Origin of the sequence: Variovorax sp. LjRoot84, from assembly GCF_964254305.1 — a bacterium.
Classification (GTDB): domain Bacteria; phylum Pseudomonadota; class Gammaproteobacteria; order Burkholderiales; family Burkholderiaceae_C; genus Variovorax.
This window is the reverse complement of the sequence record NZ_CAXUTE020000001.1, coordinates 5,888,155-5,910,026: the sequence shown is the minus strand read 5'-3', so window position 1 is coordinate 5,910,026 and position 21,872 is coordinate 5,888,155. Positions and strand designations below refer to the sequence as shown.

Genomic DNA, 21,872 nt, shown 5'->3' with positions numbered 1-21,872 from the left:
GAAGAAGAGGAACAAGCCATGCTCGACCACCTGAAAGAAACCGACTACGGCACGCCCCGCCGCGAGTCCGAGCGCGAGGTGACGCTCGAGATCGACGGCTACGAAGTGACCGTGCCCGCGGGCACCTCGCTGATGCGCGCGGCGGTCAATGCCGGCATCCAGGTGCCCAAGCTGTGCGCGACGGACAGCCTCGAGCCCTTCGGCTCGTGCCGGCTGTGCCTGGTCGAGATCGATGGCCGCAAGGGCTTTCCGGCCTCCTGCACCACGCCCGCCGAGGCCGGCATGAAGGTGCGCACGCAGACGCCGAAGCTCCAGGAGCTGCGCAAGGGCGTGATGGAGCTCTACATCTCCGACCATCCACTGGACTGCCTCACCTGTTCGGCCAACGGCAACTGCGAGCTGCAGGACATGGCGGGCGTCACGGGCCTGCGCAACGTGCGCTACGGCTTCGACGGCGCCAACCACCTGAAGAGCGCCAAAGACGAGTCGAACCCGTATTTCACCTACGACCCGTCGAAGTGCATCGTCTGCAACCGCTGCGTGCGCGCCTGCGAGGAAACGCAGGGCACCTTCGCGCTCACGATCAGCGGGCGCGGCTTCGAGTCGCGCGTCTCGCCGGGCCAGGACCAGGCCTTCATGGAATCGGAGTGCGTGAGCTGCGGCGCCTGCGTCGAGGCCTGCCCGACGGCCACGCTGCAGGAGAAGTCGGTGATCTGGCTCGGCCAGCCCGAACACAGCGTCATCACCACCTGCGCCTACTGCGGCGTGGGCTGTGCCTTCAAGGCCGAGATGAAGGGCAGCGAGGTGGTCCGCATGGTGCCGTGGAAGGACGGCAAGGCCAACGAAGGGCACTCCTGCGTCAAGGGCCGCTTCGCCTGGGGCTACGCGACGCACCAGGACCGCATGCTGAAGCCGATGATCCGCGCGAAGATCAGCGACCCGTGGCAGGAAGTGAGCTGGGAAGTCGCGTTGAACCATGCCGCGAGCGAGTTCAAACGCCTGCAGGCCAAGTACGGCAAGGACTCGATCGGCGGCATCACCTCCTCGCGCTGCACGAACGAAGAAACCTACCTGGTGCAGAAGCTGGTGCGCGCCGCCTTCGGCAACAACAACGTCGACACCTGCGCGCGCGTGTGCCACTCGCCCACCGGCTACGGCCTCAAGCAGACGCTGGGCGAATCCGCGGGCACCCAGACCTTCAAGTCGGTGGAGAAGGCCGACGTGATCATGGTGATCGGCGCCAATCCGACCGACGGCCATCCGGTGTTCGCCTCGCGCATGAAGAAGCGGCTGCGCGAAGGCGCGAAGCTGATCGTGGTCGATCCGCGCCGCATCGACATCGTGAAGTCACCGCACGTGAAGGCCGCGCACCACCTGCAGCTCAAGCCCGGCACCAACGTGGCGGTGGTGACCGCGCTGGCGCACGTCATCGTCACCGAAGGCCTGGCGGCGGAGGACTTCATCGCCGAGCGCTGCGACACCGCATCGTTCAACGAATGGAAGGCCTTCGTCGCCCGCCCCGAGCAGTCGCCCGAGGCCACGGAGGAGGCGACCGGCGTGCCGGCGGCGCAGCTGCGTGCCGCGGCGCGCCTGTTCGCCACGGCCGGCAACGGCGCCATCTACTACGGCCTCGGCGTGACCGAGCACAGCCAGGGCTCGACCACGGTGATGGGCATCGCGAACCTGGCCATGGTCACCGGCAACGTGGGGCGCGAGGGCGTCGGCGTCAACCCGCTGCGCGGCCAGAACAACGTGCAGGGCGCCTGCGACATGGGTTCCTTCCCGCACGAGCTGCCCGGCTATCGCCACGTCTCGGACAGCACCACCCGCGCGAGCTTCGAGGCGGCGTGGGGCGTCCCGATCAACCCCGAGCCGGGGCTGCGGATTCCCAACATGTTCGACGCCGCGCTCGGCGGCGCCTTCAAGGGCCTCTACTGCGAGGGTGAGGACATCGTGCAGTCCGACCCGAACACGCAGCACGTGGCGGCGGCGATGATGGCGATGGAGTGCGTGGTGGTGCAGGACATGTTCCTCAACGAGACCGCGAAGTACGCGCACGTGTTCCTGCCCGGCTCCTCCTTCCTGGAGAAGGACGGCACCTTCACCAACGCCGAGCGCCGCATCTCGCGCGTGCGCAAGGTGATGCCGCCGAAGGCCGGCTATGCGGACTGGGAGATCACCGTGAAGCTGGCGCAGGCGCTCGGCTACCCGATGGACTACAAGAGTCCGGAGGACGTCATGGCCGAGGTCGCCGCGCTGACGCCGACCTTCCGCGGCGTGAGCTACCAGCGCCTCGACGAGCTCGGCAGCATCCAGTGGCCCTGCAACGATGCCGCGCCCGAAGGCACGCCGACCATGCACATCGACAGCTTCGTGCGTGGCAAGGGCCGCTTCATCGTCACGCAGTACGTGGCGACCGACGAGAAGGTGACGCGCAAGTTCCCGCTGCTGCTCACCACCGGCCGGATCCTGTCGCAGTACAACGTCGGCGCGCAAACACGGCGCACCGACAACAACCAGTGGCACAGCGAGGACCGGCTGGAGATCCATCCGCACGATGCCGAGGAGCGGGGCATCAAGGACGACGACTGGGTCGGCATCCAGAGCCGCGCGGGCGAGACGGTGCTGCGCGCCACGGTGTCCGAACGCATGCAGCCGGGCGTGGTCTACACGACCTTCCACTTCCCGGAGTCGGGCGCCAACGTCATCACCACCGACAACTCCGACTGGGCCACCAACTGCCCTGAATACAAGGTCACCGCGGTGCAGGTCATGCCGGTGATGCAGCCCTCCGCGTGGCAGCAGGAGTACAGCCGCTTCAACGAGGTCCAGCAGGGCTTGCTGACGGCTGCGCAGGCCAACGACACGGTGCCAGCAAAGTGACAGCCGTTGTTGCACCCCCGCTTTTCGAAGGCGCCCGCCTGCTGCCGGTCAACGGCGTGCGCGGCGGGCTGGACTTCGCGGTGCAGGACTGGGTGGCCGAGGAAGTGCCCGTCGCGCTCGAGTTCAACGGCATCTCGCACGCGGTGATGCTCGCCACGCCCTCGGACCTGGAGGACTTCGCGCTCGGCTTCTCGCTCAGCGAGGGCATCCTGGATCATGCGCGCGAGCTCTATGCGGTGGAGGCCGAAGCTTCGGCCCTCGGCATCACCGTGCACCTGGAAGTGGCCAGTGCCGCGTTCGCGCGCCTGAAAGAGCGGCGCCGTTCGATGGCCGGGCGCACCGGTTGCGGTCTGTGCGGCACCGAAAGCCTCGGCCAGGTGTCGCGCCGGCTGCCCATGCTTCAGGCCGATGCGGCGCGGCTGGACCGGCGCGCGATCGCGCGGGCCATGTCGCAGTTCCACGCCTTGCAGACGCTGCAGCAGGCCACCGGCGCCGTGCATGCGGCCGCCTGGTGCACGGCGGAAGGCGAGGTGATGTGCTTGCGCGAGGACGTCGGGCGCCACAACGCCCTCGACAAGCTGATCGGCGCGCTGGCATCCAGCGGGGTCGATGCGTCGGCCGGCTTCATCGCCGTCACCAGCCGCGCCAGCTTCGAGATGGTGCAGAAGACCGCCATGGCCGGCGTGTCGCTGCTCGCCGCGGTGTCCGCGCCCACCTCTTTCGCGGTCGAGACCGCGCAGCGGGCCGGCCTCACGCTGGTCGGCTTCGCGCGCAAGGAAGACCTGGTGGTCTATTGCCAGCCGGAACGTACTTCGGCCAACCCGGCGTCCGGCGCAAGCCGCGCGCACTGACATCCAATTCGAGAGGCAGCATGCACGATCCCGGCGCACAACTGGTCAAGATGGCCAACCAGATCGGCACCTTCTTCCAGGCCCAGACACCCGCCGACTCCGTCGCGGCCAGGCAGGCGATCGCCTCGCACCTGAAGTCGTTCTGGGCGCCCAGCATGCGCGCTCAGCTGCTGTTCCAGCTTGACGAAGGAGGTGCCGGCGACCTGCTGCCGATCGTCGCCTCGGCAGTGCGCAGCCATCGGACGACGCTGCTTCCCGGCGAGGCCGGTTAGGACGGAAGCCCCGCGCCCTGGAACGGCCTGGCATCCGCCACGCGCTCCTCGTGCGCCTTGAGCAGCAACTCGTAGTACATGCACAGCGGCATGGCGACGAACACCATGCCGGCGACGTAGATGATCAGGCTCATCACCGGAAAGTCGGCGCTGCCCCAGTAGGGAATCGACGCGGCGGCCGCGCCGATGGCGATGATGGCGATCACCGCCTTCAATGCACGGCCCATGAAAGCAGCCCGCAAGTGGCCGGGCCGGTCGAAGCCTTCGCGCTGCGGGCTGGAGTCTTCGCTCCTGTCGTCGCCCTTGTCTCCATCGTGATCCATGGTTTTCCTTGGTTGAGGCGCTACCGCTTCTTATCATGTGGGCCGGACCGGGGCAATGCTGAAGTCCCGCAGTGCGCGCGCTGCACCATCCCAACTCTCAGGAATCTCCATGAAAAAAGCGGGACTCGTCGGCCTGGGCGCCATGGGCGCCGGCATCGCGGCCACCTTGCGCAGCAAGGGCTACGAGATGCATGTGTGCGATGCGCGCCCCGGCGCTGCGCTCGCCTTTGCCGAACAGGGCGGCGTCGCCTGGGCCACGCCGGCGCAGGTCGCGGCCGAATGCGAGCGCGTCGTCTCGGTCGTGGTCAATGCGCAGCAGACCGAGGCGGTGCTGTTCGGCGAAGCGGGCGCGGCCGCGGCGATGAAGCCCGGCAGCGTGTTCGTGATGTGCTCGACGGTGGATCCCAACTGGTCCATCGCGCTGGAGGAACGCCTCGGCGCGGCCGGCATCCACTACATCGACGCGCCGATCTCCGGCGGCGCGGCCAAGGCCGCGAGCGGGCAGATGACGATGATGAGCTCGGCGAAGCCCGAGGCCTATGCCAAGGCCGATGCGCTGCTCGATGCCATGGCCGGCAAGGTCTACCGGCTGGGCGACCGCGCCGGCGCGGGCAGCAAGGTGAAGATCATCAACCAGCTCTTGGCCGGCGTGCACATCGCCGCCGCCGCCGAGGCCATGGCGCTGGGCCTGCGTGAAGGCGTGGCGCCCGAGGCGCTGTACGAGGTGATCACGCACAGCGCCGGCAACAGCTGGATGTTCGAGAACCGCATGGCCCATGTGCTGGCCGGCGACTACACGCCGCTGTCGGCGGTCGACATCTTCGTCAAGGACCTGGGCCTGGTGCTCGACACCGCGCGCGCGAGCAAGTTTCCGCTGCCGCTCGCGTCCACCGCGCACCAGATGTTCATGCAGGCGTCCACCGCGGGCTTCGCGAAGGAGGACGACAGCGCGGTGATCAAGATCTTTCCGGGCATCGAGTTGCCTTCCACTCCCAACAAAGACAAGCCATGACCGTCCTGCTCGGCTGCATCGCCGACGATTTCACCGGCGCGACCGATCTCGCCAACAACCTGGTGCGCGCCGGCATGCGCGTGGTGCAGACCATCGGCGTGCCGCAAGAGCCGCTGGCCGCCGAAGTCGATGCGGTGGTGGTGGCGCTCAAGTCGCGCACCATCGCGCCGGGCGAAGCGGTGGTGCAATCGCTGGCCGCGCTGCGCTGGCTGCAAGCGCAGGGCGCGCAGCAGATCTATTTCAAGTACTGCTCCACCTTCGACAGCACGCCCGAGGGCAACATCGGGCCGGTGACCGAGGCGCTGATGGATGCGCTGGGCACCGACTTCACCATCGCCACGCCGGCCTTCCCCGACAACAAGCGCACCGTCTTCAAGGGCTATCTGTTCGCGGGCGAGGTGCTGCTCAACGAGAGCGGCATGCAGAACCACCCGCTCACGCCGATGACCGATGCCAACCTGGTGCGCGTGTTGCAGGCGCAGACGCGGCGCAAGGTGGGGCTGATCGATCATGTGGCCGTGGCGCAGGGACCGGCCGCGATCGGCGAGCGCATCGCACAGTTGCGCGCGCAGGGCGTGGGCATCGCGATCGTCGATGCGGTCTCGAACGACGACCTGCTGCGCCTCGGCCCGGCGCTGGCGCAGATGCCGCTGGTCACGGCCGGCTCGGGCGTCGCGATCGGATTGCCGGGCAACTTCGGCATCGCGCCTTCGTCCGCCGCGAGCGCGCTGCCTGCGGCTTCGGGGCTCAGGGCCGTGGTGTCGGGCAGCTGCTCGCTTGCCACCAACCGGCAGGTGCAGCACTTCATCGCATCGGGACGGCCGGCGCTGGCGATCGATCCCTTGCGCATCGCGGCAGGCGTCGACGTGGCGACCGAGGCGCTGGACTGGGCTGCACCGCTCGTCGAATCCGGCCCGGTGCTGGTCTATTCGACGGCCGAGTCCGGCGCCGTGAAATCGGTGCAGGGCCGGCTCGGCGTCGAGGAAGCCGGCGCGATGGTGGAGCGCACCATCGCCGCGATCGCGCGCGGGCTGGTCGCGCAAGGCGTGCGCCAGCTCGTGGTGGCGGGCGGCGAAACTTCCGGCGCCTGCGTGCAGGCGCTGGGCGTCGCTCAGATGCAGATCGGCCCGCAGATCGACCCCGGCGTCCCGTGGTGCTATGCGGTGTCCGAAGCGGCCGGCAGCGCGGGCCTGCATATCGCGCTCAAGTCCGGCAACTTCGGCTCCGACGATTTCTTTTCGAAAGCCTTTACAGTCATCGGATGAAAGAGAGCGAATCGCGCGAAGAGATCTGCCGCATCGGCCGCAGCCTGTTCGAGCGCGGCTATGTGCATGCCACCGCCGGCAACATCAGCGTGCGGCTCGCTGACGACGGCTTCCTGATCACGCCCACCGATGCCTGCCTCGGCTTTCTCGACCCGGCGAAGCTCGCGCGCCTCGATGCCGGCCTGAACCAGACCGCCGGCGATCGCGCCAGCAAGACCATCGCGCTGCATGCGCGCATCCACGCCGCGGCCACGCGATTCGATGCCGGCACGCGTTGCGTGATCCACACCCATTCCACGCACTGCGTCGCGCTCTCGCTGCAACAGCCAGGCGAAGAACTGCTGCCGGCCCTCACGCCCTATTTCGTGATGAAGGTCGGCCATGTGCCGGTGATTCCGTATCAGCGCCCGGGCGCGCCCGAAGCGGCCGAGCTGGTGGCACAGGCCATCGAACGCTACGGCGCGCAGGGCACGCCGATCCGCGCCGTGATGCTCGAACGCCTGGGCCCGAACGTGTGGCACGAGACGCCCGCCGCCGCCATGGCCGTGCTCGAGGAACTCGAGGAGACCGCGAAGCTCTGGCTATGGAGCGGCCAGGCGATGGAGCGCCGACCGCAAGCCCTGGGCCCGGCCCAGATCGATGAACTGCGCCGCAGCTTCGGCGCTCGCTGGTAGAGGTTTCTTGTCATGCCCCGATTCGCCGCCAACCTCTCGATGCTCTATCCGGAGCTCGATTTCCTCGACCGCTTCGAGGCCGCCGCCAAGGATGGCTTTGAAGCCGTCGAATACCTCTTTCCCTATCCCTACGAGCGCCGCGAACTCGCGGCCCGCCTCGCCGCCAACGGCCTGCAGCAGGTGCTGTTCAACGGCCCGCCCGGCGACTGGGACCGCGGCGAGCGCGGGCTGGCCTGCCTGCCGGGCCGCGAAGCCGAATTTCGCGAAGGCCTCCTGAAGGCACTGGACTATGCCGAGGCGCTCGATTGCCCGCGCGTGCACGTGATGGCCGGCCTGGTGCCCGAGGGCGTGGAGCGCGAGGCCGTGCAGCCGGTCTACATCGAGAACCTGCGCTGGGCCGCCGCCGAGGCGGCCAAGGCCGGGCGCAATCTCTTGATCGAGCCGATCAACACGCGCGACATTCCGCGCTTCTTCCTGAACCGGCAGGACCATGCGCACGAGATCGTCGAGATGGTCGCCGCGCCCAATCTCCAGGTGCAGATGGACCTCTACCACTGCCAGATCGTCGAGGGCGACGTGGCGATGAAGATCCGCAAGTACCTGCCGACCGGCCGCGTCGGCCATTTCCAGATTGCGGGCGTGCCCGAGCGGCACGAGCCCGACATCGGCGAACTGAACCATCCCTACCTGTTCGACGTGATCGACGAGGTGTCGGCCCAGTGCGGCTGGCAAGGCTGGGTCGGCTGCGAATACCGGCCGCGCCGCGGCGCCGTGGCGAGCGGCACATCGGGCGGCCTCGGCTGGCTGCGGGCGCTGCCGCGCACACAGGCCGCATGAGGCTCGAAGCCGTGCGCATCCCGCCGCGCCTGCGGGGCTTTGCGGCGCGCGATGCGGAGGTCTTCGACGTCACGCTGGCCGGCGCGCAGGTTGCGACCATCGAAGCGAGCGAACTGCCGGCGCGCGGCACCCTGCTCAGCGCCATGGTCGATGCGCATGCGCACATCGACAAGAACTACACCGTGCGCGAGGTGGGCGCGGCCGAGGGCAACCTGTTCGCGGCCATCGGGCGCATGGCCGCGCACCGCGCGCACTGGACCGCTGACGCGCTGCGTGCGCGCATGGAGCGCGCGCTGCAGGAAGCCTGGCGTGCCGGCACGCGCGCCCTGCGCACGCACCTGGACTGGAACAGCGCCGAGGCGCCGGCCTCGCTCGCGGTCTTCGAGGAACTGCGTTCGCAGTGGCACGGCCGCATCGAGCTGCAGTTCGTCGCGCTGGTGCCGCTCGATCTGTTCGCCGATCGCGAAGCCGGCGAGCGCATCGCCCGCGCCGTGCAGCGCGCGGGCGGCACGCTCGGCGCTTTCGTCTATCGCAACGAGGGCATCGTGTCCAAGCTGGGGCGCGTGCTCGACCTCGCGCAGGACCATCAGCTCGCGCTCGATTTCCATGTCGACGAAGGGCTGGACGCGGAGGCGACCGGCCTGCGCACCATCGCCCAGCTCGTGATCGCGCGCGGGCTGCATGGCCGCGTGCTCTGCGGCCATGCGTGCTCGCTGTCGGTACAGGAAGACGCGGCCGCCAGGGACACGCTCGGCCTGTGCGCGAAGGCCGGCCTGCACCTCGTGGCGCTGCCCACCACCAACCTCTACCTGCAGGGCGCCTGGGACCGCACGCCGGTGCCGCGCGGCATCACGCGCATCCGCGAAGCCGCCGCGCTGGGCCTGCGCGCGAGCCTGGCCACCGACAACGTGCAGGATGCCTTCTATCCCTACGGCGGCTACGACCTGCTGGAAACCTTCGGCCTCGGCGTGCAGATGGCGCATCTGGCACCGGCATCCGACTGGCTCGACGCGATCACCGTCAGCCCGGCGACGGCGCTGGGCCTGGGCTGGGACGGCCGCATCGCGTCCGGCTGCCCCGCGGACCTGGTGCTGCTGGCCGCGGCCGACGAATACGAACTTCTGGACCCGCGCGGACGGCGGCGCACCGTCATCCGCGCGGGCCGGACCCTGGAGAACGGCGAATGAGCATGGGCAAACCGATGGCCAACTACGCGGCCGCCAAGCGCGTGGGTGATTTCGTCTTCATGAGCGGCGTGGTCGCGGTCGATCCGTCGACGCGCCGCGCGGTGGCCGGCTACGACGACATCCCCGAAGAAGCGCGCCAGGGCTTGCGCACGCTCGGCTACGCCACCGGCCAGATGTCGGTCGACGTGTTCGAGGCGGCCATCGTGGCGCAGAGCTGGTTCGTGCTGGAGCGCATCCGCCAGATCGCGGCCGAGCACGGCGGCACGATGGACGACGTGGTCAAGCTGGTGCAGTACTTCCGCCAGCTGCCGCACTACGCCTTCTACAACCGCGTGCGCGGCCTGTTCTATCCCGGCGAGCCGCCGGTCAGCACGGTGGTGGAGGTGTCGCGCTTCCTGCCGGGGGACGAGGTGCTGGTCGAGGTGGAAGCGACGATGTATTTGCCGCAGCACTGAGGGCGCGCCTCTGACCGGCGCAGCGCCGGTCCTCGAAGATTTTTTGTGATCTTCCGCACAACCGGAACGGATTTCCCTGCGTATCTCCTGCAACAGAAGCGGCGTCGGTCGTTACGTAGAGAGCCTGGCACGGTGGATGCAAGGCCATCGGCGAGCGGGCTTCACGCCATTTTTTTGACATTTCTTGCCGATTGCAGGAGACGATCATGTTGCAAAGTTCTTCGATGCAGACTGCAGCCGCGTTCGAGATCCGGTTCCAGTCCCTGTTTCAACAAGGCCGCGCGCTGGCCTTCCCCTGCGACCGCACGGGCCTGGTCGACCTCGACGCCATGAGTGAAACTGCCAGAAACAACTACTTGTTCGCTCGAGGCATGATCGGCCGCGAGTACGCGATGCCCTTCGTCCAGGCCCGCGAACGTCATTGATCCGGCGTTGACATCGTGTTGCCGATCATTGGCTGCGCATCGCGATGTCCATTTCTCTTGTCCTGTTCGACCTCGACGGCGTGCTTTGCGACTACGACCGTTCGGCGCGGGTCGCCCACCTGGCCGCGCTGACCGGGCAGGGCGTCGACGCCGTGCGGCGTGCGATCTGGGATTCCGGGCTGGAAGCGCGGGCCGATGCGGGCCTCATGAGCGGCAAGGACTATCTCAGCGAACTGGGCCTGCTGCTGGGCCATCGCATCACGCTCGACGATTGGCTGGCCGCGCGGCGTGCCGCGACGACGCCGAAGGCCGAAGTGCTCCGGCTCGCGAAGGCCGTGGCCTCGAGCCGGCGCGTCGCGGTCCTCACCAACAACAGCCGCCTGCTCACCGAGCACATGGATCGCGTGTGTCCCGAGGTCGGCGAACTGTTCGATGAGGGAACGATCCTTTCCACGGCGTCGTACGGCGCCACCAAGCCTGCCCCCCAAGCCTACTTGCGCTGCCTGGAGGAATTGGATGCAATGCCTGCCGGAACGCTCTTCATCGACGACGTCGATTCGAATGTCGCTGGTGCGATCCAGGCCGGCCTCCATGCCTACATGTTCATCGGCGCCGAGGCCATGGCACAGGAGCTGGCATCGCGCGGGTTGATCTAGTTCACTCGGTTGTCACGAAGGGCGCATACCGTCCGTTCGCCACATCAACGAGGAGAACTTTCGTGAACCATTCGAAGAAATTCTGGGCTGCGCTGCTGGGCATGGGCATGCTGCTCGCAGCCGCCGCGCCTGCCGCCGCGCACGAAGAAAAAGCACGCCGGCGCGCCGACAACGCGCCGCTGGTGATCGGACACCGGGGCGGCGCCAACGGCTATCTGCCCGAGCACACGCTGGAAGCCTATGCCCTCGGCATCGCTTTGGGCGCCGACTACATCGAGCCCGATCTGGTCGCCACCAAGGATGGCCAGCTGATCGCGCGCCACGAGCCCAATCTGATCGACACCACCAACGTCAAGGACCTGCCGCAGTTCGCCAGCCGCCGCAAGACCGTGATGGTCGACGGCATCGCCACCGACGGCTTTTTCGCCAGCGACTTCACCCTGGCCGAGATCAAGCAGCTGCGCGCCGTCCAGTCCTTTCCCGAGCGCGACCAGGGCTTCAACGGCAAGTTCCAGATTCCGACGCTGGCCGAGGTGATCGAACTGGCCAAGCGCAAGTCGCGCGAGGAGGGGCGCCGCATCGGGATCTATCCGGAAACCAAGCACCCGACCTACCACCAGGGCATCGGCCTGCCGCTGGAAGACCGGTTGCTGGGCGTGCTGAGCGCTGCCGGCTGGAACCACCGCAACGCCCCGGTCTTCATCCAGTCCTTCGAGACCGCCAACCTGCGCTACCTGCGCAGCAAGACCAGCGTGCGGCTGATCCAGCTGGTCGATGCCAACGACGTCAAGCCCGACGGCTCGCTCGACCTGAGCAAGCCCTACGACAAGCCCTACGACTGGGTGGTCTCGAACCGCGCTGGCCTGTTCAGTGATCTGGTGACGCCGCGTGGCCTGCAGGAGGTGAAGGGCTACGCCGACGGCATCGGCCCGTGGAAGCCTTATCTGATATCGAGCGCCTGCAAGACGGTGCAGAACGGCGCCTGCGCCGATGTGACGGGCGACGGCGTGGTCGACGAGCGCGACCGCGTGCTGCTGCCGCCCACAGACGTGATCGCCAATGCGCATCGGCTGGGCCTGCTGGTCCATCCGTACACCTTCCGCAGCGAACAGAAGCGGCTGACCGGCAGCTTCGGCGGCAACCCGGTCAATGAATACCTCGCGTTCTACGAGGCCGGCGTCGACGGCTTGTTCAGCGACTTCGCCGACACCGCGGTCGCTGCGCGCGCGATGTTCCTGCTCAAGCACGATCCCGACTACGCCGGCTGTCTGGTCAATGCACGCCGGTGCGAGAGAAACAATGACTGAGCGGGTGCTCGCGCGGATCCTGGGCGCGGTCCTGGCTGCCGTGGCGCTCGCGCAGCCGGCCCATGCCGAGGGCGGGTTGCCCGGCTCGCCGGCTGCGGTCGGGCAAGGCCCGGGCGCCGCGACGACCGCGGCGCCCGCCCAGCCGGAGAGTCTGGGCGGCGCGATCTTCAACCCGTTTGCTGCGCCGGCATGGGCGTCTGCGCGGCGCCCGGTCGCGGTCGAACGCGACTCCGGGTCTCGCAGGCCCGACTACGTCCTTCGCTCCGGCGCGGCAGCGCCGACCACCACGAACTCTCCCGGCACCCGGTAGCCCGCACCCTGCCGCCACGCATCGATCGCTTCGAGGTAGCGCGCGCGGACCCGCGTGCGAACCTCTTCGCCGAAGCGCGACCAGGCCAGCGCCACGGGTCCGCCGGCAAAGGCCGCGTTGCAGGCCTCGTCGCCGTCGGCATAGCACAGCGTCGTCGCGATGCGGCGCTGTTCGACGGCCTCGAAGCCGGCCTCGGCGCACAGGCGTGCCAGCGTGTCCTGCTGCCCGAGCCGGAAGAACAGCGGGCAGACCTCGCTGGCGACCTCGGCGTCGACGATCGGGAACACGGCCGACCAGCCGCAGCGCGATCGTTCTCCCCACACGGCAAGCGCCATGCGGCCGCCCGGCCGCAGGACCCGCCGCATTTCCCGCAAGGCGCGTTCGGGATCGGGCAGGTACATCAGGCCGAGTGCGCACAGCGCGAGGTCGAAGCTCGCGTCCGGCAGCGCCAGGCTTTCGGCATCCATGCGCGCAAAGCCCACGTTCGACAGCGCCTTCTTCGAGGACTGAAGCCGGGCGGCGTCGACCATCTGCCCGGACAGGTCGATGCCGAACACCCGGCCATCCGGACCGACCGCACGCGCCGCCTCGAAGGCGACCAGCCCGGTGCCGCAGGCCACATCGAGCACGCGCTCGCCCGCTGCCGGCGCCGCCATGGCCAACAGCCCGGCGCGGGCGTCGGCGAGCTGCGCCTGCCACAGCGCTTCGTAGTCGCCGGCCGCCAGGTCCCAGCCGTAACGCTGGACGCGCCGCTGCAGCCTGGCATCCATGGCTCAGCGCCGCGTGACCACGATTTCGAGGTAGTCGCTGGGCACCACCAGCGATGCGGCGCCGGCCCGGTTGCTGCGGTCCAGCAGCTCCGTCAGATCGCGTTCCAGCGCGGCGGCGCCGTCGGCGGGCAGGGCCGCGAAGGCCTTGTGCACCGGCCCGTACCAGGTACGGAACACCTCGATGAAATGCGCGGCCGAACGGTAGCGGAAGTTGAACTGCCGCTGCGTGATCGCGATCGACGCCGCGCGTTCGCCGAAGAGTTCTTTCAGGTGCGCCTCGGTGCCCCACAGCGAAGGCGGCTGCACGCCCGCCGGCGGCGGCAGATGGCGTCCCAGCACCTTGAACAACTGGCCGATGAAGCCCTCGGGCGTCCAGTTGGCGAGGCCGATGCGGCCGCCGGGGCGGCACACGCGCGCCAGTTCGGAGGCCGCCTTCGCGTGGTTGGGCGTGAACATGACGCCGAAGGTCGACAGCACGGCGTCGAAGCTGGCGTCCTTGAAGGGCAGCGCCTCGGCGTCCGCGGTCTGGAACTCCACGTTCAGGCGTTCTGCGCGCGCGCGCTCGGCGCCGCGGTCGAGCAGCGCGGCCACGTAGTCGGTCGAAGTCACCTGGCAGCCGCGCCGCGCTGCGGCCAGCGTGGCATTGCCGTTGCCGGCCGCGACGTCGAGCACACGCTCGTCGCAGCGCAGGTCGCAGGCTTCGGCCAGCTGCTCGCCCACCAGCTGCAGCGTGGTGCCGATCACGGCGTAATCGCCGCTGGCCCAGGCGGTCATCTGGCGGCTCTTGATGGCGTTGAAATCGACGGGTGCATTCATGGCGCTGGTCTCCTTGGGGTGTCGAAGTGGGGGAAGGCCTGAACTGTCGCGCGCCGCCGCGGCGGCGTCCTGCCTGCGCGTCGGCCTGGCCTGCCCCATCGTCCGCAATGCGGCCGTCGGCATGCCGAGCGTCCGGGCCGGTTGCCCATTCATCCGTCCGAGCGGCATAGTCCATATCTCCTCTAGGCGCCGCGCGCCGACGCGCCCAGAATGGCTGTATCCAGTTCGATGCGGAGAGCAACCCATGGCAGCAGAAGACATCGCGGCGGCATTGCAGCGGGTGGAGGCGGTGCTGCGGCGGCGCCCCGAGGCCGGCCTTCACGAAGACTCGCAGGCCGTGGCGCGTTGGACAGGCGCTTTGGGGGTGATCGCCAGCCATGCGAACGGGACCGAGGTGGCGACCGACATGCCGGGCGAATTCGGCGGTGGCGGCGATCGGGTCACGCCGGGCTGGCTGCTGCGCGCCGGATTCGCATCCTGCGTCGCCACCCGCATCGCGATGGGCGCTGCCATCGAGCGAATCGAACTGGAGCAACTCGAGGTGCGGGTCGACAGCCATTCGGATGCGCGCGGCATGCTGGACGTGGCGGAGGCCGACGGCACGTCGGTGATCGCCGGGCCGCTGGACATGCAACTGTTCGTGCGGATCTCCGCACCCGGCGTGGCGCCGCAGCGCTTGCGAACGCTGGTCGAAGAGAGTCATCGCTGTTCGCCGATGTCTTCGGCGATCCAGCTCGCGGTGCCGGTGACCCTGCGCATCGAGGTGGGTGACAGCTGATGGACGCCCTGTCCGAGACCCTTCGCGTCGTGCGGCTGGTCGGCGCCATCTTCATCAACGCCCGGTTCACCGCGCCCTGGTGCTACCAGTCGCCGCGCGCCGATACGGTGGCGCCGATCCTGGAGCCCGGCGCCGAGCGCGTGGTGATCTTCCACCTGATCACCGAGGGCGAGTGCTATGTCGAGCTCGCCGGAGAGCCGCCGGTGCACCTGATGGCGGGCGACGCCATCATCTTTCCGCAGGGCGATGCGCATCGCATGACTTCGCAGCCGGGGCTGCCGCCGGCAACCGGCGGGCGGCTCGCCGAGGTGCTGACGCGCCGGCCGCGCCAGCTGGCCTACGGCGGCGGCGGTGCGACCACGCGCCTGGTGTGCGGCTATCTCGCCTGCGATGCCCGCCTCGCGGGGATGCTGCTGGCGGGGCTGCCTGCGCTGGTCCGGGTCAATGTGCGCGGATCGAATGCCGGCACCTGGCTGGAGGCCTCCGTTCGCTACGCGCTGGCCGAGGCGAGGTCGCCGCGGCCGGGCGGCGCCGGCGTGCTGGCCAAGCTGTCCGAGGTGCTGTTCATCGAAGTCCTGCGCCTGTACATGAACGAGCAGGGCGAGGGACGCACCGGCTGGCTGGCGGGCGTGGGCGACCGGGTCGTCGGCGCCGCCCTGAACGCGCTGCACAAGAGCCCGGCCCATGCCTGGACGCTGGACGAGCTCGCTCGCACGGCCGGCAGTTCGAGGTCGGTGCTGGCCGAGCGCTTCCAGCAGCTGGTGGGAAGCTCGCCGATGCAGTACCTGACGCAGTGGCGCATGCTCTTGGCCGCCAATCTGCTGTGCCGCAGCAATGCCCCGCTGGCCAGCATCGCGGAGGACGTGGGCTACCAGACCGACACGGCCTTCAGCCGCGCCTTCCGGCGCGAGTACGGCGCGCCGCCGGCGGCCTGGCGCCGCAGCCGGTCGATGCGCGACCAGGTCGCGCAAGTCCGAGACGCAGCTTGACCATGCTCAATGCTTGCCCTCGAGCGTCGCCTTCAGTTGCCGCACGGCCTGCGCCGACTCGGCATCGATGCGCGCGCGCAGGCTGAAGCGGTTCAGCAGCGCGAACAGCAGATTGGGTGCGCGGTATTCGAACTCGCGCACGAAGTGTGTGCCGCCCGCCGCGGGTGCGAGCGAGTAGCTGACGACGCCGGCCGCGCGGCCGTCGATCTCGCCGGCGATGCGCCAGAGCCGTTCGGGCTCGCGCGCCGTGACGCGCCAGGTCACGCGCCCGCGGCGCCCGGCGACCTGGAAGTCCTCGACGACCGACTCGCCGACCGTGAGCGGATGATCGGCATCGCCGCTGACGGCGAGCGAGGACGGGTGCCAGCGCGGCCAGTTGGCCGGCGTCGTGACGTAGGCGAAAACTTCCGCCGGCGGCCGCGCGATGTCGGCCTCGGTGACGATGCGGGTGCGCCCCGCATTCATCGGCACGAACAAGGCGGCGACCAGCACCGCGAGCGCGAGAAGGGCGAAGGCCCATCGCTTCCACGTACGATGCGTCGAGCGTTTCATCGTTGACCTCCATGTCGCCATGACAATGCATTCTGTCCCTGCTTCGTGCGAGGTGCTCGTGGTCGGCGCCGGGCCGGCCGGCAGCGCCTGCGCGCAGATGCTCGCGCGCGCCGGGTTCGATGTCGTGCTCTGCGACCGGCACGACTTCCCGCGCGACAAGGTCTGCGGCGACGGCCTGATTCCCGATGCGCACCGCGCGCTCGCGCGGCTCGGCGTGCTCGACGAAGTGCTGGCGCGCGCACGCAGCGCAAGGCATGTCGGCTGCATCGCGCCGCACGGCGGACGGGTCGAGGTGCCGGCCCAGCTGGCTGTGCTGCCGCGCCGCGAACTCGACGACATCGTGCGCCGGGCCGCGCTGGCGGCTGGCGCGCGGTGGCTCGCGCCGGCGCGCTTTGATGCACCGCTCTTCGATGCCGGCCAGCGCGTGGTCGGAGCACGGCTCAGGCTGGCCGGCAGCAGCATGCACGAGCTGCGCGCGCACTGGACCGTGCTCGCCACCGGCGCGGCGACGGTTCCTTTGATTGCGGCAGGCGTCTGCGTGCGGCGCGCGCCGAGCGGCTTCGCGCTGCGCGGCTACGTGAAGAACGAGGCGATGGCCGCGCGCATCACCGGGCTCGAAGTCGTGTGGCACCGCGCGCTGCGCCGCGGCTACGGCTGGATCTTTCCTTGCGGCGCTGGCATGTTCAATGTCGGTGTCGGGCGCATCACCCACGGCCAGGGTCAGGCAGCGATGCCGGAGCTCAACCTGCGCGAGCTCTTCGCCGCCTTCACGCACCTGCATGCGCCGGCCCACGAGCTGCTGCAGGGCGGCACGCAGGTCGGCGCGCTGAAGGGCGCGCCGCTGCGCTGTTCGCTCGAAGGCGCGCGCTGGTCGCGGCCCGGGCTGCTGGTGGCGGGCGAGGCGGCGGGTAGCACCTATCTGTTCACCGGCGAGGGCATCGGCAAGGCGCTGGAGACCGGCATGCTCGCTGCAGCAACGCTGGTCGAAGGCCGCGAACCAGGGCCGGGCGAGGATGCGGCGGTGCGCTCGCATTACGAAGCCGCGCTCGCCGCGCTGAAGCCGCGCTTCGCCGCCTACGCGCAGGCCAATCGCGTCAACGAACACCCGTGGCTGGCCGATCTCGTGATCTGGCGTGCGCGCCGCAGCGCGCGCATCGTCGGGCGCCTCGCCGGCGTGCTCGAGGAGACCCACAATCCCGGCAAGCTCGTGAGCGCCAAGGGACTGGCGCGGCTGTTCCTTCCGCTCGGCTGATTGCAGGCGTCGCCTTTAGAGGCGGCGTGGGGTTGCTAACGGCCTCCCCCTGGCCTATAAGTCATCTATGGTTTCTTTGTCTCGTCGCACGACGAGGAAGGAGAGCGCCATGAAGAGACGCATTTACTGGCTGATGCCGGATCCGGCGAGTGCCAGGCGGGCGATGCACGATCTTGTGCAGGCGCGCGTCGACGCTGCGCACATTCATTTCGCCGCTGCCGAAGGCATGGACATGACCGGGCTCCATGCGGCCAACGCGCTGCAAACCTCGGACGTCGTTCATGCCGCAGAAAGCGGTCTGGTGATCGGCGGCGCCGTCGGTACCGCGGTCGGGCTCGTGGCCGCGCTGCTGTTCCCCGTCGTCGGGGAGGCACCCGAATGGGAAACGGCTGCGCTGCTGGCCGTGCTCGGAGGCCTGATCGGTGCCTGGTCGGCCAGCATGATCGGCATCTCCATTCCCAGTCCGCGGCTTGCGCGCTTCGAAGGCGCGATCGGGCGCGGGCAGATTCTTCTGATGGTGGACCTGTCGCCGTCGCGCGTGCAGGCCATCGATGCGCTGTTGCGAACCGCCCATCCGGAGGCCCGCTTCGAGGGCGAGGAGCGGCTGGTCCCCGCGCTGCCCTGAAGCGCGTGGACTGCGAATCGCCGATGACGAGTCGAGGTGCCACACATGATCATGGCCATCGCGCTCGCAATCATCGTCGCCGCATCGGTGCTTTTTCACATTGTCAATCCGTGGTGGATCACTCCTCTGGCATCCAACTGGAAGTCGATGGACGACACCCTGACCATCACGCTGGTGATCACGGGCCTGTTCTTCGTCGTCATCAACCTCTTCGTCGTCTACACGCTGGTGCGCTTTCGCCACCGCGAGGGCGTGCGTGCGGTCCGGCAGCCCGAAAGCAAGTCGCTGGAGCGCTGGCTGATCGGCGTCACCACCGTGGGCATCATCGCGCTCCTGGCGCCCGGCCTGGTGGTGTACGCGAACTACGTCAAGACGCCGCATGACGCCCTCACGCTGGAAGTGCTGGGCCAGCAGTGGCAGTGGCGCTTCCGCTTCGCCGGCGCGGACGGCAAGCTGGGGCTGACCGAGACGCGCTTCGTCAGCGCGACCAATCCCTTCGGCCTCGACCCCGCCGACGCGGCCGGGCAGGACGACATCCTGATCGCGGCGGACGAGGTGCACCTGCCGCTGGGCAAGCCGGTGAACGTGCTGCTGCGTTCGCACGACGTGCTGCACGACTTCTACGTGCCGCCCTTCCGTGCCCGCATGAACATGGTGCCGGGGCAGGTCAGCACCTTCTGGTTCACGCCGACCGTGACCGGCCGCTACGAGGCGCTGTGCTCGCAGCTGTGCGGCGTCGGCCATCCCAACATGCGCGCCCACGTGGTGGTGGAGGACGCGGCGAGCTTCCAGGCCTGGCACAACGCGCTGCCGACCTTCGCCGCGATGCAGGCCAACGTGCGCGCCGCTGCCGCAGCGGGGGCCGGCGCCGGTTCGCTGGCCGAGCGGGGCCGCGCGCTGGCGGATGCCAAGGGCTGCGTGGCCTGCCACACGATCGACGGCAGCCCGCGCGTGGGGCCGACATGGAAAGGCCTGTACGGCAAGACCGAAAGCCTGCGCGACGGCTCCACCGCGAAGGTCGACGAAAAATTCCTGCGCGACTTCATCCGCGAACCGCAGGCGCGCGGCGTCAAGGGCTTCGCGCCGGTCATGCCGAAGATCGAGCTGAGCGACGAAGAGCTGGCCGCGCTGGTGGCCTACATCCAGACCCTCGGCGGCCCGCCGGCGCAGGCTGCCGGTGAACAGAAGGCGCAAAGATGAGCGCGATTCCCACCCCCACCGGCGATATCGCCGACACTGCCGGCCACCACGCGCCGCAGACCTTCCTGACGCGCTACGTCTGGAGCCAGGACCACAAGGTGATCGCGATCCAGTACGCCTGCACGGCCATCACGGTGGGCGTGATCGGCGTGGTGCTGTCCAACCTGATGCGCCTGCAGCTGGGCTTCCCCGGCGTGTTCGAGTTCATCACGCCCGAGCGCTACTACCAGTTCGTCACCATGCACGGGATGATCATGGTGATCTACCTGCTCACCGCGCTGTTCCTCGGCGGCTTCGGCAACTACCTGATCCCGTTGATGGTGGGCGCGCGCGACATGGTGTTCCCGTATCTCAACATGCTGAGCTTCTGGGTCTACCTGCTGTCGGTGATCGTGCTGATGGCGAGCTTCTTCGTGGCGGGCGGACCCACCGGCGCGGGGTGGACGCTGTACCCGCCGCAGTCGATCCTGCCCGGCACGCCGGGGCACGACGGCGGCATCATCCTGATGCTGATCTCGCTCGTGATCTTCATCGTCGCCACGACGATGGGCGGCCTCAACTACGTGACCACCGTGCTGCAGGCGCGCTGCAAGGGCATGACGCTGCTGCGCATGCCGCTGACGGTATGGGGCATCTTCGTCGCCACCATCCTCGCGCTGCTCGGTTTTCCGGCGCTGTTCGTCAGTGGCGTGATGCTGCTGCTCGACCGCGTGGCGGGCACCAGCTTCTTCATGCCGGCGCTGCTCTCGATGGGGAAGGCGACCCAGTACAAGGGCGGCAGTCCGCTGCTGTTCCAGCACCTGTTCTGGTTCTTCGGCCATCCCGAGGTCTACATCGTGGCGCTGCCGGCCTTCGGCATCGTCTCCGACCTGATCAGCGTGCATGCGCGCAAGAGCATCTTCGGCTACCGCATGATGGTCTGGGCCATCGTCGCCATCGGGGGCTTGAGCCTCGTGGTGTGGGCGCACCACATGTTCGTCGCCGGCATGAACCCGTACTTCGCCTTCTTCTTCGCGACCACCACGCTGGTCATCGCGGTGCCGACTGCCATCAAGGTCTACAACTGGCTGCTCACGCTGTGGCGCGGCGACATACACCTGTCGGTGCCGATGCTGTTCTCGCTGGCCTTCATCTGCACCTTCGTCATCGGCGGGCTGACCGGCCTCTTCCTCGGCAACGTGAGCGTCGACATCCCGCTCTCGGGCACCTACTTCGTGGTGGCGCACTTCCACATGGTGATGGGCGTGGCGCCGCTCTTGGTGGTCTTCGGCGGCATCTACCACTGGTATCCCAAGGTGACCGGCCGCATGCTCGACGACTGGCTCGGGCAGCTGCATTTCTGGATCACCTTCATCGGCACCTACCTCATCTATTTCCCGATGCACTACCTCGGCGTGCAGGGCATGCCTCGGCGCTACTACAACTTCGACAACTACGCGTTCATCCCGCCGTCCGCGTACAGCCTGAACACCTTCATCACCGTGGTGGCGCTTGTCGTCGGCGCGGCGCAGCTGCTGTTCATCTTCAACCTCGTCTGGAGCCTGCGCTACGGCCGGCGCGCCGATGCCAACCCCTGGCGCGCCGCCTCGCTGGAATGGCAGACGCCGCAGACGCCGCCGGTGCACGGCAACTGGGGGCCGGAGCTGCCGGTGGTCTACCGCTGGGCTTACGGCTACGGCGTGCCGGACGGTCCGAAGGACTACGTCGCGCAGAACGAGCCGCCCGAGGCGGGCGGCATGGAACCCGAGGCCCACAAGGGCAAGGACGACGAGGTTCGGGGGGCACCGACATGAACGCGATCGCCGCGCTGCCTTTTGCAGAACGTGATCACGCGGCCGCCGCGAGCATCGGCCTGTGGGTGTTCATGGGCGTGGCCACCGCGCTGTTCTCGCTCTTCGCCACGGCCTATGTGATGCGCATGAGCGCCAGCGATGCCGTCGCGCTCGCGCTGCCGTGGCAGCTGTGGCTCAGCACCGCGCTTCTGTTCGCGGGCGGCGTGGCGCTTTTGAAGGCCGGCGCGACGGCGCGTGGCGGCCACGGCCTCGCGCGGACGCGCCGCCTGCTGCTCGCCGGCGGCCTCTGCGCGCTGGCCTTTCTGGCGGTGCAACTGTGGGCCTGGCAGGCGCTGCTCGCCGCGCAGGTGATGCCGGCCGGCAATCCGGGCGGCAGCTTCTTCTATCTGCTGACCGCCATGCACGGGCTGCACGTGGCGGGCGGCCTCGCCGGCTGGGCGTGGACGGCACGCGCCGCATGGCGGCCGGCGGCGCGCCTTGCCGATCTCGCATGGCGCATCGGGCTCGTCGCGCGCTACTGGCACTTCATGCTGGCGGTGTGGCTGCTGCTGTTCGCCATGCTGGGCTGGCTGACGCCGGAGGTGGCGCGCTTCATCTGCGGCACCGCCTGATCGATAGAGGAAGCTTGCCATGAACACTG

General features: G+C 68.8%; 23 protein-coding genes. 19 read left to right on the top strand and 4 right to left on the bottom strand.

The annotated features are described in order from the left end of the window. Positions 1–18: 18 nt before the first annotated feature. Genes fdhF through ACSQ9I_RS29125 form a run of 3 tightly spaced genes read left to right on the top strand, consistent with a single transcriptional unit; the run spans position 19 to position 4,006 of the window. Entirely contained in the window at positions 19–2,883 is a 2,865-nt protein-coding gene (gene fdhF / locus ACSQ9I_RS29135; protein ID WP_436315464.1) for a formate dehydrogenase subunit alpha, read from the top strand. After that, positions 2,880–3,734, top strand: coding sequence for a formate dehydrogenase accessory sulfurtransferase FdhD (gene fdhD / locus ACSQ9I_RS29130; protein WP_436315463.1), 855 nt, complete (start codon positions 2,880–2,882; stop codon positions 3,732–3,734). The genes fdhF and fdhD overlap by 4 nt, the downstream gene beginning before the upstream one ends. A 20-nt stretch (positions 3,735–3,754) precedes the next feature. Beyond that, positions 3,755–4,006: a formate dehydrogenase subunit delta gene (locus ACSQ9I_RS29125; RefSeq protein ID WP_093108621.1), complete on the top strand. Its 252-nt coding sequence runs from the start codon at positions 3,755–3,757 to the stop codon at positions 4,004–4,006. Here ACSQ9I_RS29125 and ACSQ9I_RS29120 read toward each other — a convergent pair. Then, positions 4,003–4,329, bottom strand: a complete 327-nt coding sequence (locus ACSQ9I_RS29120) for a hypothetical protein (protein WP_436315461.1) — start codon at positions 4,327–4,329, stop codon at positions 4,003–4,005. The genes ACSQ9I_RS29125 and ACSQ9I_RS29120 overlap by 4 nt on opposite strands. 55 nt (positions 4,330–4,384) lie before the next feature. On the opposite strand from ACSQ9I_RS29120, the gene ltnD reads away from it, so the two are divergent. From ltnD to ACSQ9I_RS29075, 9 genes are all read left to right on the top strand, one after another. Continuing rightward, positions 4,385–5,341 carry an L-threonate dehydrogenase gene (ltnD, locus tag ACSQ9I_RS29115; RefSeq protein WP_093108623.1) on the top strand — a complete coding sequence of 319 codons (957 nt, stop codon included), beginning with the start codon at positions 4,385–4,387 and terminating at the stop codon, positions 5,339–5,341. Next, on the top strand, positions 5,338–6,606 hold the full coding sequence (gene otnK / locus ACSQ9I_RS29110; RefSeq protein ID WP_436315460.1) for a 3-oxo-tetronate kinase: 1,269 nt from the start codon (positions 5,338–5,340) through the stop codon (positions 6,604–6,606). Before ltnD ends, otnK begins: the two co-directional genes overlap by 4 nt. Continuing rightward, entirely contained in the window at positions 6,603–7,280 is a 678-nt protein-coding gene (locus tag ACSQ9I_RS29105) for a class II aldolase/adducin family protein (protein ID WP_436315459.1), read from the top strand. Before otnK ends, ACSQ9I_RS29105 begins: the two co-directional genes overlap by 4 nt. Positions 7,281–7,292: 12 nt before the next feature. Then, positions 7,293–8,117: a 2-oxo-tetronate isomerase gene (gene otnI / locus ACSQ9I_RS29100; protein ID WP_436315458.1), complete on the top strand. Its 825-nt coding sequence runs from the start codon at positions 7,293–7,295 to the stop codon at positions 8,115–8,117. Continuing rightward, complete coding sequence (locus tag ACSQ9I_RS29095; protein ID WP_436315457.1) at positions 8,114–9,304, top strand: amidohydrolase family protein; 1,191 nt, start codon at positions 8,114–8,116, stop codon at positions 9,302–9,304. The genes otnI and ACSQ9I_RS29095 overlap by 4 nt, the downstream gene beginning before the upstream one ends. Next, a complete protein-coding gene (locus tag ACSQ9I_RS29090; RefSeq protein ID WP_093108628.1) occupies positions 9,301–9,759 on the top strand; it encodes a RidA family protein in 459 nt (152 codons plus the stop codon). Before ACSQ9I_RS29095 ends, ACSQ9I_RS29090 begins: the two co-directional genes overlap by 4 nt. A gap of 224 nt (positions 9,760–9,983) precedes the next feature. Continuing rightward, positions 9,984–10,184, top strand: coding sequence for a hypothetical protein (locus ACSQ9I_RS29085; RefSeq protein WP_436315456.1), 201 nt, complete (start codon positions 9,984–9,986; stop codon positions 10,182–10,184). Between the two features lie 44 nt (positions 10,185–10,228). Beyond that, positions 10,229–10,840 (top strand): HAD family hydrolase, encoded by a 612-nt coding sequence (locus tag ACSQ9I_RS29080; RefSeq protein WP_436315455.1) that lies wholly within the window; start codon positions 10,229–10,231, stop codon positions 10,838–10,840. A gap of 101 nt (positions 10,841–10,941) precedes the next feature. Then, complete coding sequence (locus tag ACSQ9I_RS29075) at positions 10,942–12,147, top strand: glycerophosphodiester phosphodiesterase (protein ID WP_436315851.1); 1,206 nt, start codon at positions 10,942–10,944, stop codon at positions 12,145–12,147. A 249-nt stretch (positions 12,148–12,396) separates the two neighbouring features. Here ACSQ9I_RS29075 and ACSQ9I_RS29070 read toward each other — a convergent pair whose 3' ends face one another. Continuing rightward, entirely contained in the window at positions 12,397–13,227 is an 831-nt protein-coding gene (locus ACSQ9I_RS29070; protein ID WP_436315454.1) for a class I SAM-dependent methyltransferase, read from the bottom strand. Between the two features lie 3 nt (positions 13,228–13,230). Continuing rightward, positions 13,231–14,043 carry a class I SAM-dependent methyltransferase gene (locus ACSQ9I_RS29065; RefSeq protein ID WP_436315453.1) on the bottom strand — a complete coding sequence of 271 codons (813 nt, stop codon included), beginning with the start codon at positions 14,041–14,043 and terminating at the stop codon, positions 13,231–13,233. 244 nt (positions 14,044–14,287) lie between these two features. Here ACSQ9I_RS29065 and ACSQ9I_RS29060 point away from each other — a divergent pair, with 244 nt between their 5' ends. Then, positions 14,288–14,821, top strand: a complete 534-nt coding sequence (locus tag ACSQ9I_RS29060) for an OsmC family protein (protein WP_436315452.1) — start codon at positions 14,288–14,290, stop codon at positions 14,819–14,821. After that, complete coding sequence (locus ACSQ9I_RS29055; protein ID WP_436315451.1) at positions 14,821–15,810, top strand: AraC family transcriptional regulator; 990 nt, start codon at positions 14,821–14,823, stop codon at positions 15,808–15,810. Before ACSQ9I_RS29060 ends, ACSQ9I_RS29055 begins: the two co-directional genes overlap by 1 nt. Positions 15,811–15,816: 6 nt before the next feature. Here the strand turns inward: ACSQ9I_RS29055 and ACSQ9I_RS29050 are convergent, their stop codons facing one another. Continuing rightward, the gene (locus ACSQ9I_RS29050) at positions 15,817–16,362 is read right to left on the bottom strand and encodes an SRPBCC family protein (RefSeq protein ID WP_436292062.1); all 546 of its coding nucleotides are present in this window, start codon (positions 16,360–16,362) and stop codon (positions 15,817–15,819) included. A gap of 19 nt (positions 16,363–16,381) precedes the next feature. On the opposite strand from ACSQ9I_RS29050, the gene ACSQ9I_RS29045 reads away from it, so the two are divergent. The 5 genes from ACSQ9I_RS29045 to ACSQ9I_RS29025 all read left to right on the top strand — a co-directional run bounded on the left by ACSQ9I_RS29045 (position 16,382) and on the right by ACSQ9I_RS29025 (position 21,843). After that, positions 16,382–17,614 carry an NAD(P)/FAD-dependent oxidoreductase gene (locus ACSQ9I_RS29045; protein WP_436315450.1) on the top strand — a complete coding sequence of 411 codons (1,233 nt, stop codon included), beginning with the start codon at positions 16,382–16,384 and terminating at the stop codon, positions 17,612–17,614. A gap of 109 nt (positions 17,615–17,723) precedes the next feature. Beyond that, positions 17,724–18,239, top strand: a complete 516-nt coding sequence (locus tag ACSQ9I_RS29040) for a DUF1269 domain-containing protein (protein ID WP_436315449.1) — start codon at positions 17,724–17,726, stop codon at positions 18,237–18,239. A 45-nt stretch (positions 18,240–18,284) separates the two neighbouring features. Beyond that, positions 18,285–19,439 (top strand): cytochrome c oxidase subunit II, encoded by a 1,155-nt coding sequence (locus ACSQ9I_RS29035; protein WP_436315448.1) that lies wholly within the window; start codon positions 18,285–18,287, stop codon positions 19,437–19,439. After that, the gene (gene ctaD / locus ACSQ9I_RS29030; protein WP_436315447.1) at positions 19,436–21,232 is read left to right on the top strand and encodes a cytochrome c oxidase subunit I; all 1,797 of its coding nucleotides are present in this window, start codon (positions 19,436–19,438) and stop codon (positions 21,230–21,232) included. Before ACSQ9I_RS29035 ends, ctaD begins: the two co-directional genes overlap by 4 nt. Then, the gene (locus ACSQ9I_RS29025; RefSeq protein ID WP_436315446.1) at positions 21,229–21,843 is read left to right on the top strand and encodes a cytochrome c oxidase subunit 3; all 615 of its coding nucleotides are present in this window, start codon (positions 21,229–21,231) and stop codon (positions 21,841–21,843) included. Before ctaD ends, ACSQ9I_RS29025 begins: the two co-directional genes overlap by 4 nt. Positions 21,844–21,872: the final 29 nt, after the last annotated feature.